The sequence below is a fragment of the Lentzea pudingi genome (assembly GCF_014646255.1).
GTDB lineage: Bacteria > Actinomycetota > Actinomycetes > Mycobacteriales > Pseudonocardiaceae > Lentzea > Lentzea pudingi.
In genome coordinates, this window is the sequence record NZ_BMNC01000016.1 from 68,598 (window position 1) to 82,945 (window position 14,348).

The 14,348-nt window shown below is 69.1% G+C and carries 14 protein-coding genes; 10 read left to right on the forward strand and 4 right to left on the reverse strand.

Annotated elements, in window-relative coordinates; translation table 11 throughout:
- Positions 1 to 14: 14 nt before the first annotated feature.
- From IEY88_RS36030 to dapF, 3 genes are read left to right on the forward strand one after another with little or no spacing between them, the layout of a single operon-like run.
- Entirely contained in the window at positions 15 to 695 is a 681-nt protein-coding gene (locus IEY88_RS36030; protein ID WP_189159395.1) for a class III extradiol ring-cleavage dioxygenase family protein, read from the forward strand.
- Entirely contained in the window at positions 692 to 1,600 is a 909-nt protein-coding gene (miaA, locus tag IEY88_RS36035; RefSeq protein ID WP_189159396.1) for a tRNA (adenosine(37)-N6)-dimethylallyltransferase MiaA, read from the forward strand. Before IEY88_RS36030 ends, miaA begins: the two co-directional genes overlap by 4 nt.
- On the forward strand, positions 1,588 to 2,406 hold the full coding sequence (dapF, locus tag IEY88_RS36040; protein WP_189159397.1) for a diaminopimelate epimerase: 819 nt from the start codon (positions 1,588 to 1,590) through the stop codon (positions 2,404 to 2,406). The genes miaA and dapF overlap by 13 nt, the downstream gene beginning before the upstream one ends.
- A 33-nt stretch (positions 2,407 to 2,439) precedes the next feature.
- Here the strand turns inward: dapF and IEY88_RS36045 are convergent, their stop codons facing one another.
- Positions 2,440 to 3,318, reverse strand: coding sequence for an SMP-30/gluconolactonase/LRE family protein (locus IEY88_RS36045; RefSeq protein WP_189159398.1), 879 nt, complete (start codon positions 3,316 to 3,318; stop codon positions 2,440 to 2,442).
- Positions 3,311 to 4,552 carry an MFS transporter gene (locus IEY88_RS36050; RefSeq protein ID WP_189159399.1) on the reverse strand — a complete coding sequence of 414 codons (1,242 nt, stop codon included), beginning with the start codon at positions 4,550 to 4,552 and terminating at the stop codon, positions 3,311 to 3,313. The genes IEY88_RS36045 and IEY88_RS36050 overlap by 8 nt, the downstream gene beginning before the upstream one ends.
- 58 nt (positions 4,553 to 4,610) lie before the next feature.
- Here IEY88_RS36050 and IEY88_RS36055 point away from each other — a divergent pair, with 58 nt between their 5' ends.
- The 3 genes from IEY88_RS36055 to IEY88_RS36065 are packed head-to-tail and all read left to right on the forward strand — an operon-like array spanning position 4,611 to position 7,553.
- The gene (locus IEY88_RS36055; protein WP_268241282.1) at positions 4,611 to 5,111 is read left to right on the forward strand and encodes an ArsR/SmtB family transcription factor; all 501 of its coding nucleotides are present in this window, start codon (positions 4,611 to 4,613) and stop codon (positions 5,109 to 5,111) included.
- Positions 5,112 to 5,136: 25 nt separating this feature from the next.
- Positions 5,137 to 6,597, forward strand: coding sequence for a GTPase HflX (gene hflX, locus IEY88_RS36060; RefSeq protein ID WP_189159400.1), 1,461 nt, complete (start codon positions 5,137 to 5,139; stop codon positions 6,595 to 6,597).
- On the forward strand, positions 6,594 to 7,553 hold the full coding sequence (locus IEY88_RS36065; RefSeq protein WP_189159401.1) for an SdiA-regulated/phytase-like domain-containing protein: 960 nt from the start codon (positions 6,594 to 6,596) through the stop codon (positions 7,551 to 7,553). Before hflX ends, IEY88_RS36065 begins: the two co-directional genes overlap by 4 nt.
- Here IEY88_RS36065 and IEY88_RS36070 read toward each other — a convergent pair whose 3' ends face one another.
- Positions 7,554 to 8,648 (reverse strand): cytochrome P450, encoded by a 1,095-nt coding sequence (locus IEY88_RS36070; RefSeq protein ID WP_189159402.1) that lies wholly within the window; start codon positions 8,646 to 8,648, stop codon positions 7,554 to 7,556.
- 124 nt (positions 8,649 to 8,772) lie between these two features.
- On the opposite strand from IEY88_RS36070, the gene IEY88_RS36075 reads away from it, so the two are divergent.
- Positions 8,773 to 9,513, forward strand: coding sequence for a GbsR/MarR family transcriptional regulator (locus IEY88_RS36075; RefSeq protein ID WP_189159403.1), 741 nt, complete (start codon positions 8,773 to 8,775; stop codon positions 9,511 to 9,513).
- On the opposite strand, the gene lexA is transcribed toward IEY88_RS36075, so the two are convergent.
- Positions 9,497 to 10,141, reverse strand: a complete 645-nt coding sequence (gene lexA, locus IEY88_RS36080; RefSeq protein WP_189159404.1) for a transcriptional repressor LexA — start codon at positions 10,139 to 10,141, stop codon at positions 9,497 to 9,499. The two genes, IEY88_RS36075 and lexA, sit on opposite strands and share 17 nt — an antisense overlap.
- 249 nt (positions 10,142 to 10,390) lie before the next feature.
- Between lexA and IEY88_RS36085 the strand changes: the two genes are divergently transcribed.
- The 3 genes from IEY88_RS36085 to IEY88_RS36095 all read left to right on the forward strand — a co-directional run bounded on the left by IEY88_RS36085 (position 10,391) and on the right by IEY88_RS36095 (position 14,313).
- A complete protein-coding gene (locus IEY88_RS36085; protein ID WP_189159405.1) occupies positions 10,391 to 10,675 on the forward strand; it encodes a hypothetical protein in 285 nt (94 codons plus the stop codon).
- A gap of 273 nt (positions 10,676 to 10,948) precedes the next feature.
- Positions 10,949 to 11,419 (forward strand): transcriptional regulator NrdR, encoded by a 471-nt coding sequence (gene nrdR / locus IEY88_RS36090; protein WP_089924179.1) that lies wholly within the window; start codon positions 10,949 to 10,951, stop codon positions 11,417 to 11,419.
- Positions 11,420 to 11,484: 65 nt separating this feature from the next.
- Positions 11,485 to 14,313, forward strand: coding sequence for a vitamin B12-dependent ribonucleotide reductase (locus IEY88_RS36095; RefSeq protein ID WP_189159406.1), 2,829 nt, complete (start codon positions 11,485 to 11,487; stop codon positions 14,311 to 14,313).
- The last annotated feature ends 35 nt before the right edge of the window (positions 14,314 to 14,348 follow it).

The window sequence follows — 14,348 nt, forward strand, 5'->3', positions numbered from 1 at the left end:
TAGCCTGGTTCGTTGTGATCACCCGCGCTGTGGTGGTGCCGCACCCACCTCTCCTGGTGCCAGAACTGGTCGCGGGAGCCGCCGCCGAAACCGAGTCCGTGCGCGCCGCAACCCTTGCCGCGGCAGGAAAACTGCCCGGTCCGTGGGTCGCGGTGGCGGTGGACGACGGCGGTCGTGCGACGTACGTGCCACCGATGTCGGGAAGTTTCCTCGGTTATGGGGTCGATCTGCCCGTGTCACTCGGCGGTGACCTGGCTCCGGACGCCCGGATCCCGTTGCCCGTGCTCATCACCGCGTGGCTTCGTGAACGCTGCGCAGTCGAGGTGTCACGCGTCGAACTCGTCCCGCCTGACCTGCCCGTCTCCGACTGTGTCTCGTTTGGACAACAACTCGCGTCCGAGGACGCCGGCCTCCTGGTCCTGGGCGACGGCTCGACCCGGCACGGCCCCCGCTCGCCCGGCTCGGACGACGAGCGTTCGGGACCTTTCGACTCTTCGGTCCACACTCTGCTGGCCACCGCCGACGTGGACGGCCTGCTCGGCCTCGGCCTCGAACTCGCCCGCGAACTGGGCGCGCAGGGCCGTGCGGCGTGGCAGGTCCTCGCCGGCGTGCCCGGACCGTGGCGGTGCTCTTCCGCCGAGTTCTTCGCACCGTTCGGCGTGGGCTACCACGTCGCTGTCTGGGAGCGCCCGTGATCACCCCCATCGCAGTCGTCGGACCCACCGCGACCGGCAAGTCCGACCTGGCCGTCGCGCTCGCGGAACGGTTCGGGGGAGAGGTCGTCAACGCCGACGCCATGCAGCTCTACCGCGGCATGGACATCGGGACGGCCAAGATGCCCGTCTCCGAACGCCGGGGAGTGCCGCACCACCTGTTCGACGTCCTGTCCGTCACCGAGACCGCGTCCGTGGCCGCCTACCAGCGCGAGACGCGGGCCGTCGTCGAGGACCTGCTCGCCGCGGGCCGCACCCCGGTCCTCGTCGGTGGTTCGGGCCTCTACGTGCAAGCGGTGCTGGACGACCTGAAGTTCCCCGGCACCGACGACGCCGTGCGCCTGCGCTTCGAGGCCGAGCTGGCCTCTCTCGGTTCCGAGGCGTTGCACCAGCGCCTGAAGGAGCTCGATCCGGCCGCCGCGATCGCGATCCTGCCGTCCAACGGCCGCCGCGTCGTGCGCGCGCTGGAGGTCATCGAGCTGACGGGGCGGCCGTTCTCGGCGAACCTCCCCAAACCCGGCCCCGCCCGGTACGGCACCGTCCAGATCGGCGTCGACCGCGAGGTGTCCGAACTGGACTCCCGGGTCGACCTGAGGGTGGACCAGATGTTCGCGTCCGGCCTGGAGGCCGAGGTGCGCGCCCTCGTCCGGATCGGCCTGCGCGACGGCAAGACCGCGTCCCGGGCCCTCGGCTACCAGCAGGTGCTGTCCGCAATGGACGGAGCCTGCACGATCGACTTCGCCGCCGAGGAGACCAAACGCGCCACCCGCCGGTTCGTGCGGCGCCAGCGCTCGTGGTTCCGGCGTGACCAGCGCATCACCTGGCTCGACGGTGCTCGCCCTGATCTCGTGGACGCCGCCGGTAACCTGGTCCCGTGGAGTTCGTGAAGGGGCACGGCACGGAGAACGACTTCGTCATCCTGCCCGACCTCGATGACCAGCTGGACCTGACCGTCGCGCGCGTGCAGGCGCTGTGCGACCGGCAGCGCGGCCTGGGCGCGGACGGCGTGCTGCGCGTCGTGCGTTCCGGTGGCACTTCTGACGGCACTTCCAGCGGCAAGTGGTTCATGGACTACCGCAACGCCGACGGCTCCATCGCCGAGATGTGCGGCAACGGCCTGCGCGTCTTCGCCCGCTACCTCGTCGACGCGGGCCACCAGCCGCAGGGCGAGTTCGTGGTGGGGACGCGCGCCGGCGACCGGACGGTGACGACGCACCCGGACGGCTCCGTCACGAACGACATGGGCCCCGCGCGCGTCACCGGCACGTCCATCGCCGCGGTCGACGGCGCCGGCATCGGCGGGTTCGCGGTCGACGTCGGCAACCCGCACCTGGCGTGCGTCACCGACGTCCCGGTCGAGGGCTTCGACCTCACCGTGCCGCCCGGCTACGACCCGGTGATGTTCCCGCACGGCGTCAACGTCGAGCTCATCAACGTGATCGGCGCCGACGCGTTGCGCATGCGCGTCTACGAGCGCGGCGTGGGGGAGACCCGCTCGTGCGGCACCGGCACCGTCGCGTCCGTCGCCTCCTGGCTCGCGGGCCAGGGGCGCACCACCGGCTCGGCGACCGTCGACGTCCTCGGCGGCCAGGTCGTCGTGACCATCGAGCCGACGACGTCGACCCTCACCGGACCTGCCGTGCTCGTCGCGCGCGGCGAGCTCGACAAGTCCTGGTGGGACGCCCTCGCCTGAGTTAGAGGGTCTAACCAGCCCGTCGGCACCCGGTCAGAGCTTGTAGACCTCGATCTTCCCGAGCCGCTCGGGCTTGACCACGGACGGGTTCGAGTCCGGCGCCGTCAGGCACACGAGGTGGTCGTCGACGACGGCGACGGCGAACACCGTCTGCGTCGTCTCGACCCGGTGCGTGATCTTGCCGCCCTCGGTCACCCGGAACGCCGCGGGCTGCAACGCCGGCGCCACCCACACGCCGTCCCCGTCACCCGCGATCCCGTCCGGCGCGATGCCGAACTCCTTCACATCGGCCCACACCCTGCGGTTTTGCAACGATCCGTTTCGGTCGACCGAAAACGAAGTGAGGTGGAATGCAACGGTCTCGGCGACGACGAGGATGGTGCCGCTCTCCGACTCGCCGGTCGGATCGGGCAGCAGCGCCATGCCGTTCGGGAACTTCAGGTCCTCGGCGACGACGCTGACAGACCCGTCGGGCTGCACGAGGGCGAGCGCGGCGCCCTGCGGGTCGAAGTCCGGTTCGAGCAGCCGCGGAATGCCGACCTCGTCGATCAGGCCGTGCAGGTCGAAGCCGAAGTTGCCGACGTACGCGCGACCCTCGCCGTCGACGAGCATGTCGTTGGCGTGGAAGGTCGCGATATCCGATATATCAGCGTGCAGGACGAGGTCACCGCCCTCGAGACGGCGGACCGTGCGGTCGAGCATCGAGACGACGAGCAGGCGTCCGTCGGGCAGCCAGCCGAGACCGGAGGGCTGGCCGTCGAAGGCCACGACGACCTCGTCGTCCCCTGTCGTCAGGTCGAGTGCGTGGACTTCGCCCGCGTAGAAGTCGGAGTAGTAGAGGCGGCCGTCGGGGCCGCGTCGCGGTCCCTCGCCGAAGTGGAGACCTTCCCGCACAACCCTCGTGTCAGCCATGGGCCTCGACGCTAGACGCGGCCGGCAGGTCCCGCATAGACCGCAACGGCGAGAACAGCACCCACACCATGCCGGCCACCGAGCCGACCAGCGACACCCACAGCGTCGGCACGATCCCGATCCAGGACCCGAGCCCGCCGCCGAGCAACGCGCCCAGCGGCGTCGCGCCCCACACGACCCAGCGGATCGAGGCGTTCATGCGGCCCAGCAGGTGGTCGGGGCAGATCGCCTGCCGGTAGCTCACCTGGCCGACGTTGTAGACGACGACGCCGAAAGAGCTGATCGCGAGCCCCGCCATCGCGAACGTGATGCCCCAGCCCGGTTTCGTGAACGGCATCAGTAGAACGAACGGCCAGGTCAGCAGCGGTACGAGCCAGATCAGCCGAGCCTGCCCGATCAGCACGCCCAGCCGGTGCGCGACCATCGCGCCGAGCACGCCGCCGACGCCGCTCGCGCTGAAGACCAGGCCGGCCGTGCCCTCGCTCAGCCCGGCGACCCGCAGCAGGAACAGCACGCTGACGGCGTTCTGGATGCCGTGGAAGAAGTTCGAGGTGCCGGTGCAGGCCACGATCTTGCGCAGAGTGGCGTTGCCGAAGACGAACCGGAGCCCTTCCACGATCTCGCGCCGCAGGTGCGGGTCGGGGTGGCGTTCCGGAGTGGTCTCCGCCGTCTTGATCCGGGCCAGGAAGAACGCCGAGCTCAGGTAGCCGAGCCCCGTCGCGAGCACGCCGTTGGCCGCGCCGAGGAACTGCGCCACGTACCCGCCGATCGCCGGTCCTGACACATCCGCCACGGACATGCTGGCCTGCAGTTTCGAGTTGCCCTCGACGAGTTGGCCGCGCCCCACGAGCGACGGCAGGTACGACTGGTAGGCGACGTCGAAGAAGACCGTGCACACGCCGATCACGAGGCTCACGAGGATCAGTTGTGGCAGGTCGAGGACGCCCATCCACCCCGCGACGGGCACGCTCAGCATCAGCGTGGCGCGGGCGACGTCCATCGCGATCATGAGCGGTTTGCGGCGCATCCGGTCGACCCAGACGCCCGCGGGCAGGCCGATCAGCAGGAACGCCGCCGTGCTGGCCGCGGCGAGCAGCCCCATCTCGAACGGTGTCGCGTGCAGCGCGCCGGCCGCGAGCAGCGGGATGACGGTGATGCCGATGCTCACACCGAACTGGCTGATCGTGTCGCCGATCCACAGCCGGCGGAAGTCGTGATGCCCCCAAAGCGCCATGCCGGGAAGTCTGCGCTGAGTGATTGGAAACTGTCAATCACTCACTTACACTGGGCGCGTGCCACTCTCCCGGAAGCGACGTCCCGCGACGAGCGAGGAGGCCGCGGCGCTGAGCTCTGACCTGCGGCTGCGGATGATCCGCATGACGTTCGAGCGCCCGCTCACCAACAAGGAGCTGGCGCAGCGCCTCGGCAAGGACCCGGCCACGACGCTGCACCACGTGCGCAAGCTCGTCGCCGCCGGATTTCTGCAGGCGATGCCGTCCCGTGCGGGCAACCGGGGCGCGAAAGAGATCCCGTACCGGTCGACAGGGCTGTCGTGGCAGCTCGACAACAGCGAAAATGCGGTCGCCGTCGGCGAGGCGATGCTGCACGCTTTCCTCGGCGAGGTCGCCGACATCGGGCTCAGTGACGTGGATCAGAGCCGTCTGGTCGTCACCGTCGACCCCGAGGAACTAAAGCAGCGGCTCGCGTCGTTGATGGATGAGCTGGCCGCGCAACCGGTCGATCCGGATGTTCCCCGTGTGGCGATCTACCTCGCGGTGTATCCGGGGGACTAACTGTCCGTGGGACGATGAAGGGCAAATGACGGAAAACATCCAGAGCACAGAGTTCGACCCCGAGTTCGACACCACCTGGGAAGAGGAAGAACTCTCCACCGGTGACTTCGAACGCGTCGAGCGTGCCGCGCTGCGCCGTGTCGCGGGGCTCTCCACCGAGCTCGAGGACGTCACCGAGGTCGAGTACCGCCAGCTTCGCCTGGAGCGGGTCGTGCTCGTCGGGGTGTGGACCGAGGGCACGGCAGCCGACTCCGACGCGTCGATGGCCGAACTCGCCCGCCTCGCCGAGACTGCGGGCTCCGAGGTGCTCGAAGGCGTCGTACAGCGCCGTGACAAGCCGGACGCGGCGACGTACATCGGCTCCGGCAAGGTCTCGGAGCTGCGGGACGTCGTGCAGTCGACCGGCGCGGACACGGTGATCTGCGACGGTGAGCTCTCGCCCGGCCAGCTGCGTCAGCTGGAGGAGAAGCTCAAGGTCAAGGTCATCGACCGCACCGCGCTCATCCTGGACATCTTCGCGCAGCACGCGCAGTCCAAGGAGGGCAAGGCGCAGGTCGAGCTGGCCCAGCTGCAGTACCTGATGCCGCGGCTGCGCGGCTGGGGTGAGTCGCTGTCGCGCCAGGCCGGTGGTCGTGCCGGCGGTGGCAACGGTGGCGTGGGTCTGCGCGGTCCCGGTGAGACCAAGATCGAGACCGACCGCCGCAGGATCCGCGCGCGCATCGCCAAGCTGCGCCGCGAGATCGCCGCGATCGGCGTCGTCCGCGAGACCAAGCGGGGTCGCCGCACGGCGAACGAGATCCCGAGCATCGCGATCGCGGGGTACACGAACGCGGGCAAGTCGTCGCTGCTCAACGCCCTGACGGGCGCCGGTGTCCTGGTGGAGGACGCGCTGTTCGCCACCCTCGACCCGACGACGCGCCGCGCGCTGACGCCCGAAGGCCTGCCGTACACGCTGACGGACACGGTCGGCTTCGTCCGGCACCTGCCCCACCAGCTGGTCGAGGCGTTCCGCTCCACGCTGGAGGAGGTCGGCCAGTCCGACCTGCTCGTGCACGTGGTCGACGGCTCCGACGGCATGCCGGAGAAGCAGGTCAAGGCCGTGCGCGAGGTCCTCGCCGAGATCAACGACGAGTCCGGCACGCCGATGCCGCGCGAGCTGCTCGTCGTGAACAAGATCGACGCCGTGGGCGATCTGGGCATGGCCCGGCTGCGGCACCTGTTCCCGGACGCCGAGTTCGTGTCGGCGCACTCGGGCCTCGGCATCGAGGAGCTGCGGGTCCGCATCGCCGAGCTGATGCCCCGGCCCGAGGTCGTGGTCGAGGCCCTCGTGCCGTACGCGCGCGGCGAGGTCGTCGCCCGCGTGCACCGCGACGGCGAGGTGCTGTCCGAGAAGCACACGGAGTCGGGCACGCTGCTCAGCGCCCGCGTGCGTCCGGACCTCGCCGGCGTGCTCGAGGAGTTCGCGACGAACGGGACGCCTGCTTGATCCTCCCGCCCCCACCGGTGGACGTGTGCCCGGTAGCCATGCAGGAGCTCTCCGGGCTCACGTCCGACGGCAAGCAGTTCTTCGCCGTCAGCGACAGCGACAACGGGACGCTGCGCATCCAGGTCATGGGCCGCGACTGCGTCGTGAAGCGCACGATCACTGCGCCCGTCGACCCGTACGACGTCGAAGACCTGGCGATGACGCCGGACGGCACCCTCTGGGCGTCCGACACCGGCGACAACGGCAAGTCCCGCTCCACGGTCGCCCTGCACAAGGTGTCGCCTTCGGGTGCCGTGGAGCGGTTCCGCGTCACGTACCCGGACGGCAAGCACGACGCCGAGGCGCTGCTCATCGACAAGTCCGGTACGCCGTACATCATCACCAAGGAACCCCTCGGCTCCGCGCTGGTGTACCGCCCGACTGCCCCGCTCCGAACTGATGCGTCGGTGCCGTTGGAGCAGGTCACCCGCGTGTCGCTGTCGACGACGGACACCCCCGGCGGCCCGCTGGAGGGCACTCTCGACTCGCGCCTGGTGACCGGAGCGGCCTCCATGGCCGACGGCTCCGTCATCGCCCTGCGCACCTACACCGACGCGTACCTGTACCCGGTCCCCGACGGTGACGTCGTCAAGGCCCTGTCCGGCGACCCGGTCCGCGTCCCGCTGCCGAACGAGCCCCAGGGCGAGGCCATCGCCTTCGACCCGGACGGCACCCTGCTCTCCGCTTCCGAAGGCGCGGGCACCCCGATCCGCGCCGTCGCGGGCGCCGCGGCCCTGGCCCAGCCAGCCCCGCCGACGACGACCACGACGCCACCCCCGGCCGCTGACCAGCCGGAGGCCGCGCCGCCGGACTCGTCGGGCGGCGCGTGGCAGAACTGGCCCCTGGCGCTGAGCCTGGGCGGCCTCGTGCTCGTCGTAGCCCTCGTCATCGGCCTGCGCTTCCGCCGCCGCGCCTGATCAGTCCCAGGCGACCGGCATCCGCTCGAGCCCGCCGATCACCAGGCTCGCCCGGTGCGGCAGCTCGCCCTCGCCGACGGCGAGCCGCAACTTCGGGAACCGCGTGAACAGCCCGGGATAGGCGATCTTCAACTCGATCCGCGCCAGGTGCTGCCCGATGCACTGGTGGATGCCGTGACCGAACGCGAGATGCCCCGCCGTCCCCCGCGCCAGGTCCAGAACGTCGGGATCGGCGTAGCGAGCCGGATCACGGTTGGCCGAGCCCAGCTCGACGAACACGGTGTCACCCGCGCGCACGACGACACCGTCGATCTCGACGTCCTCCAACGCCGTCCGCGCCGTCGCGGGCGTCAAACTGATGTACCGCAGCAGCTCCTCGACGGCCGCCCCGGGATCAGCGAGCATCGCCCGCACCCGAGCCGGCTCGCGCAGCAGCTCCAGCGTCCCGAGCGACAACATGTTCGTGGTCGTGTCGAGCCCGCCGCCGAGCAACGCCATGCCCATCGCGGCCATCTCGTCGTCACTCAGATCGTGGTCCGCATGGACCAGGTCGCTGAGCAGGTCGTCCGTCGGCCGCGCTCGTTTGGCCGCGACCATCTCCAGCATGAACAGCTGCAGCCGCTCGAACGCGGCGAACATCGCGACGGCCTCGTCGGCCTCCGCGCCGCTGGCCCCGGTGAGCAGCATCGCGTCCTGCTGGAACTCCGTCCGCCGCCCGTACGGCACCCCGAGCAGCTCGCAGATCATCAGCCCCGGCACGGGCACCGCGAAGTGCTCGACCAGGTCGGCGGGCGACCCCTGCGCGGCCAGCGCGTCGAGGTGCTCACTGGTGATCACCTCGAGCCGCTCGGCGAGCAACCGCATCCGCCGCACCGTGAACTGACCGGTCAGCCTGCTCCGGTACCGCGTGTGGTCCGGCGGGTCGTGGTCGGTGAACGCACCGGGCGGCGACGGCGGCGCGTCCCCGGGGCTTCCCGGTCCGAACGGGTTGTGCATCAGGTCCGGCCGGATGCTGAACCGGCCGTCCGCGAGCACCGCGCGCACCGTCGCGTGGTCGTGCGCCCGCCAGCCGGCGTGCCCATCCGGGAACGTCATCGGACTCAGTGGCATTGCTCCCCCTTGCAACGAGGTCGTTTCCCCTCCTTGCAAGCTAAAAACGTTTGCGGACGAAGTCAAAAGACTCATTGCAATGGCCTGGAGCGCAAGGCACCATGATGTTGTGCCTGGTAAGCGACTAGACGAAGAAGAACGGCAGCTCATCGCCCAGTTCCTCTGGGACGGGCTGGGGTACTCCGAAATCGGGAGGCGGTTGCAAAGGCCGGCCTCGACGATCCAGCGCGAAGTGACCCGCAACGGTGGCCACAACAACTACCGGCCGGGCGCCGCGCACCGTGCGGCGAGCGAGCGGGCGATGCGCCGGATGCCGTCCGTCGACGACCTCGACATCGACGAGGAGGCGTACTCGTTCGACCGCAGCCCGGTGAAGGTGCAGGAGTTCCACCTGAGGCTGCTCGCGGTCTTCCGCCAGACCGGGCTGTCGCGCACGGCGGCGCGGATCCTCGCCGAGATCTTCATGACCGACAAGGGCAGCCTGACCGCGACCGAGCTCGTGCTGCGGCTGTCGGTCAGCCCGGCGACGGTCTCGCGGTCCACGGCCTACCTGCAGGAGATCGACCTGCTGCACAGCGAGCGCGACGGCAAACGCGTGCGCTACTTCCTGGGCGACGACCTCTGGTACCAGGCGTGGTTGTCCAGCGGCCAGCGCAACGCGACCTGGGCGGACACCGGACTGGACGGTGCCGAGATCTTCGGTCTCGACACACCGGTCGGTGCCCGCCTCAAGGACATGGGGCAGTTCTTCGCGTTCGTCGTCGTCGACATGGACGCCACGCGCGAGAAGTGGCTCGACTTCTTCGGCAAGAAGAAACGGGCCCGCGGAGAAGCTACGGAAGGCGCCTGAGCACCGTCACGACCTTGCCGAGGATGGTGGCCTCGTCGCCGTTGATCGGCTGGTAGGCCGTGTTGTGCGGCATCAGCCACACGTGGCCGTCCTTGCGCTTGAACGTCTTCACGGTCGCCTCGCCGTCGATCATGGCGGCGACGATCTCGCCCTGGTCGGCCGTGGGCTGCTTGCGGATCACGACCCAGTCGCCGTCGGTGATCGCGGCGTCGACCATCGAGTCGCCGACGACGCGCAGCAGGAACAGCTCACCCTCGCCGACGATCTCACGCGGCAGCGGGAACACGTCCTCGATCGACTCCTCGGCCAGGATCGGGCCACCGGCAGCGATCCGGCCGAGCATCGGCACGTACGCGGGCGTCGGCTTGGACATCGGGTCGAGACCGGCGTCGATCTCGTTCGGCAACATCCCGACCGCGCGCGGGCGGTTCGGGTCGCGGCGCAGGAAGCCCTTCCGCTCCAGCGCGCGCAACTGGTACGCGACGGACGAGGTCGACGTGAGGCCCACGGCCTCGCCGATCTCGCGCACGCTCGGCGGGTAACCGAAACGGTCGACCCAATCGCGGATCACGTCGAGCACCTTGCGCTGACGCAGGGTCAGGCCGGCGTTCCCCGCGATCTCATTCATCTGTGTCTCCACAAGAGCCGGGTCGATCGTCTTGCCTGCCACGGTCGCTGTCCTCCTCGCCGCCCCCAGTTCGAATGGGATTCCGGCCTCCGTCGATCTTCGTGCTCGACGGTAGTCGTGTTTGCTGCACAGATCAAACACCTGTTCGAGGTATTTGGGCGCGTGTTGTGGCGTTCGGAGAGCGGGTCTGGTAGAAATTCGCACGGACGTTCGATCGAACCCCTGTTCGATCAAGGTGTTTGACCTGCGATGGAGGTCGTGATGGCGGTGCTCGTCGAGAAGCGGTTGCGCATTGTCGAGGACGCGGATGTCGCAGCGGGACGTCCACTCCGTTCGGGTCCCAGGGTCATGCCGCGCCGCCCGGCGACGAAGCCGCATCCGGTCGTGGTGCCCGCCAGGCGCGAGTCGAGCTCGTGTGAGGTCCGGCCGAAGCGCGAGTCGCTGTTCGAACTCGTCGCCGTCGGTGTCCTGAGCGCTCTGACGGTCGTCGCGCTCGGTGTGCTTTACCTACAGCAGGCGGGGGTCACCCCGTAGTCCTGCCCCCACATCTTGTGTTCCGACGCCCGCCGTGACGTGAACTCTCCGTCACCGGCGGGCTTTTTTGCGTAATCACCGCTGATCGTCGGCGGTTCGCCCAACAGGGTGACACGCGATGCGTCGTGTCGAGTTGCGCGGGGGTTGGGTTGCGATCTAGGTTCTACCCCTACATCTAGTGGTTGCACCGACGTAAGTAGTCCACAGGTTGTGGGTAACCCGACCAGTGAGGCTGCTGCGGTGGGTGCTGCGCGGGGGAAGGGGTGAGGTGGCGTGCGGTGTCCGTTCTGCCGCCATTCGGACTCGCGGGTGGTCGACTCCCGCGAGGTCGACGAGGGTCAGGTGATCCGTCGTCGGCGCTCCTGCAACAGCTGCAGCCGCAGGTTCACCACGGTCGAAGAAGCGGTTCTCGCCGTGGTCAAGCGCTCCGGCGTGACGGAGCCTTTCAGCCGCGACAAGGTCGTCGTGGGCGTGCGCAGGGCGTGCCAGGGCCGCCCGGTCGACGAGGACGCGTTCCAGGTGCTGGCACAGCAGGTGGAAGAGTCGATCCGGTCGACGGGATGCGCGGAAATCGCCAGCCACGAGGTGGGGCTCGCCATTCTCGGCCCCCTGCGTGAGCTCGACGAGGTCGCATATCTGCGCTTCGCGAGCGTTTACAGGTCCTTCTCGTCCGTCGAGGACTTCGAGAAGGAAATTCTTGATCTTCGCACTGCCAGAGCCGAGGAAGCACCGGCCGAGCAGTGATCCGCGCGCACCAAAGCGCGTGAGACGACCATCTTTTCCGAGCACCTGCACTAGGGAGATCCACCGTGACCGAGACCGTCGGCGGCTCAGCCAAGAAGACAGCCGCACGGGCGGCTGCGAAGCCTGCCGCGCTGAAGATCCAGCGCGTCTACACCACCGAAGGCCGCCACCCCTATGACGAGGTCACGTGGGAGCGCCGCGACGTCGTCATGACGAACTGGCGCGACGGTTCGGTGAACTTCGAGCAGCGCGGTGTCGAGTTCCCCGAGTCGTGGTCGGTGAACGCCACCAACATCGTCACCAGCAAGTACTTCCGCGGGGCCGTCGGCAGCGAGGTGCGCGAGCAGTCGCTGCGCCAGCTGATCGACCGCGTCGTGAAGACCTACGTGGGCGCGGGCAAGGACCACGGCTACTTCACGGGCGAGCACGACGCCGAGATCTTCGAGCACGAGCTCACCTACATGCTTCTGCACCAGGTGTTCAGCTTCAACTCGCCGGTGTGGTTCAACGTCGGCACGAGCTCGCCGCAGCAGGTCAGCGCGTGCTTCATCCTCGCGGTCGACGACACGATGGAGTCGATCCTCAACTGGTACCGCGAGGAGGGCCTGATCTTCAAGGGCGGCTCCGGTGCCGGCCTGAACCTCTCGCGCATCCGTTCGTCGAAGGAGCTGCTGTCCTCCGGCGGCACCGCGTCGGGCCCGGTGTCGTTCATGCGTGGCGCCGACGCGTCCGCGGGCACCATCAAGTCCGGTGGCGCCACCCGCCGCGCGGCCAAGATGGTCGTCCTCGACGTCGACCACCCGGACGTCGTCGAGTTCATCGAGACCAAGGCGCGGGAAGAGGACAAGATCCGCGCGCTGCGCGACGCCGGGTTCGACATGGACCTCGGTGGCGCGGACATCGTGTCGGTGCAGTACCAGAACGCGAACAACTCGATCCGCGTGTCGGACGAGTTCATGCACGCCTACGAGGCGGGCAACGACTTCGGCCTGCGCGGCCGTCAGACCGGCGAGGTCATCGAGCGCGTCGACGCCAAGGAGCTGTTCGGCAAGCTCGCCAAGGCCGCGTGGGAGTGCGCCGACCCCGGCATCCAGTACGACGACACGATCAACGACTGGCACACCTGCCCCGAGTCGGGCCGCATCACCGCGTCCAACCCGTGCTCCGAGTACATGCACCTCGACAACTCGAGCTGCAACCTCGCGTCGCTGAACCTCATGAAGTTCCTCGGTGACGACGGCCGTTTCGACGCCGTCACGTTCGCCAAGGCCGTCGAGCTGATCATCACCGCGATGGACATCTCGATCTGCTTCGCGGACTTCCCGACCGAGCCGATCGCGGACACCACCCGCAAGTTCCGCCAGCTCGGCATCGGCTACGCCAACCTCGGCGCGCTGCTGATGGCGACCGGTCACGCGTACGACTCCGAAGGCGGCCGCGCGCTCGCCGCGACCATCACCTCGCTGATGACCGGTGTCTCGTACCGCCGTTCCGCCGAGCTCGCGGGCATGGTCGGCGCGTACGACGGCTACAAGCGCAACGCCACGGCGCACCAGCGCGTCATGCGCAAGCACGCCGCCGCGAACGACCTGATCCGCACCTACAGCGCCAACGACTCGGCCACCCACAAGGTCGCGACCGAGGCGTGGCAGCAGGCGCTGGAGATCGGCGCGAAGAACGGCTGGCGCAACGCCCAGGCGTCCGTGCTGGCCCCCACCGGCACCATCGGCCTGATGATGGACTGCGACACCACCGGTATCGAGCCGGACCTGGCCCTGGTCAAGTTCAAGAAGCTCGTCGGCGGCGGCTCGATGCAGATCGTCAACCAGACGGTGCCGCGCGCCCTCAAGGCCCTCGGTTACCTGGACGAGCAGGTCGAGGCGATCGTCGAGTTCATCGGCGAGCACGGCCACGTCGTCGACGCGCCGGGCCTGCGCCGCGAGCACTACGAGGTCTTCGACTGCGCCATGGGCGAGCGTTCCATCGCGCCCATGGGCCACGTGCGGATGATGGCGGCCACGCAGCCGTTCCTGTCCGGCGCGATCTCCAAGACCGTCAACATGCCGGAGACGGCCACGATCGCCGAGGTCGAGGAGATCTACTACCAGGGCTGGAAGCTCGGCCTGAAGGCGCTCGCGATCTACCGCGACAACTGCAAGGTCGGCCAGCCGCTGTCCGCCGGCAAGGGCGCGAACAAGGGCGCCGAGGCCAAGGCGGCCGAGACGGTCGTCGAGTACCGCCCGGTCCGCAAGCGCCTGCCGAAGAAGCGCCCGTCGCAGACCGTGTCGTTCACGGTCGGTGGCGCCGAGGGCTACCTGCACGCCGGTTCCTACCCGGACAACGGCCTCGGCGAGATCTTCGTCAAGCTGGGCAAGCAGGGCTCCACGCTCGCCGGCGTGATGGACGCGTTCTCGATGTCCATCTCGGTGGGCCTGCAGTACGGCATCCCGCTCGAGTTCTACGTCTCGAAGTTCCAGAACCTGCGCTTCGAGCCGGCGGGCATGACGGACGACCCGGACGTGCGCATCGCGACGTCGGTGCTGGACTACCTGTTCCGCCGCCTGGCGCTGGACTACCTGCCCTACGACAAGCGCGCGCAGCTCGGCATCTTCACCGCCGACGAGCGCTCGGCGCAGGTGGCCGGCGAGTACGGTGCGCCCGCGTCGTCCGATGTGGACCTCGAGGGTCTGCGCGGCTCGGTCGAGGCCGCTCCGAAGCAGGTCGAGGCCGCCGTCGAGGCGCCGAAGCAGGTCGGCAGCTCGACCGAGCTGCTGGAGCTGCACCTGGGCAAGGCCGCGGACGCGCCGCTGTGCATGACGTGTGGCACGAAGATGCGTCCGGCCGGCTCGTGCTACCTGTGCGAGGGCTGCGGCAGCACCTCCGGCTGCAGCTGATGGGAAGTAGGTGATCAGAGCCGGGGCGACCGCTG

Coding starts and splice junctions, on each gene's coding strand:
- IEY88_RS36070 (WP_189159402.1), bottom strand. CDS start 8,648: ATGACGTTCCCGGATGGGCACGCCGGCTGGCGGGCGCACGACCACGCG.
- lexA (WP_189159404.1), bottom strand. CDS start 10,141: ATGAATGAGATCGCGGGGAACGCCGGCCTGACCCTGCGTCAGCGCAAG.
- IEY88_RS36085 (WP_189159405.1), top strand. CDS start 10,391: ATGGAGGTCGTGATGGCGGTGCTCGTCGAGAAGCGGTTGCGCATTGTC.
- IEY88_RS36045 (WP_189159398.1), bottom strand. CDS start 3,318: ATGGCTGACACGAGGGTTGTGCGGGAAGGTCTCCACTTCGGCGAGGGA.
- hflX (WP_189159400.1), top strand. CDS start 5,137: ATGACGGAAAACATCCAGAGCACAGAGTTCGACCCCGAGTTCGACACC.
- IEY88_RS36050 (WP_189159399.1), bottom strand. CDS start 4,552: ATGGCGCTTTGGGGGCATCACGACTTCCGCCGGCTGTGGATCGGCGAC.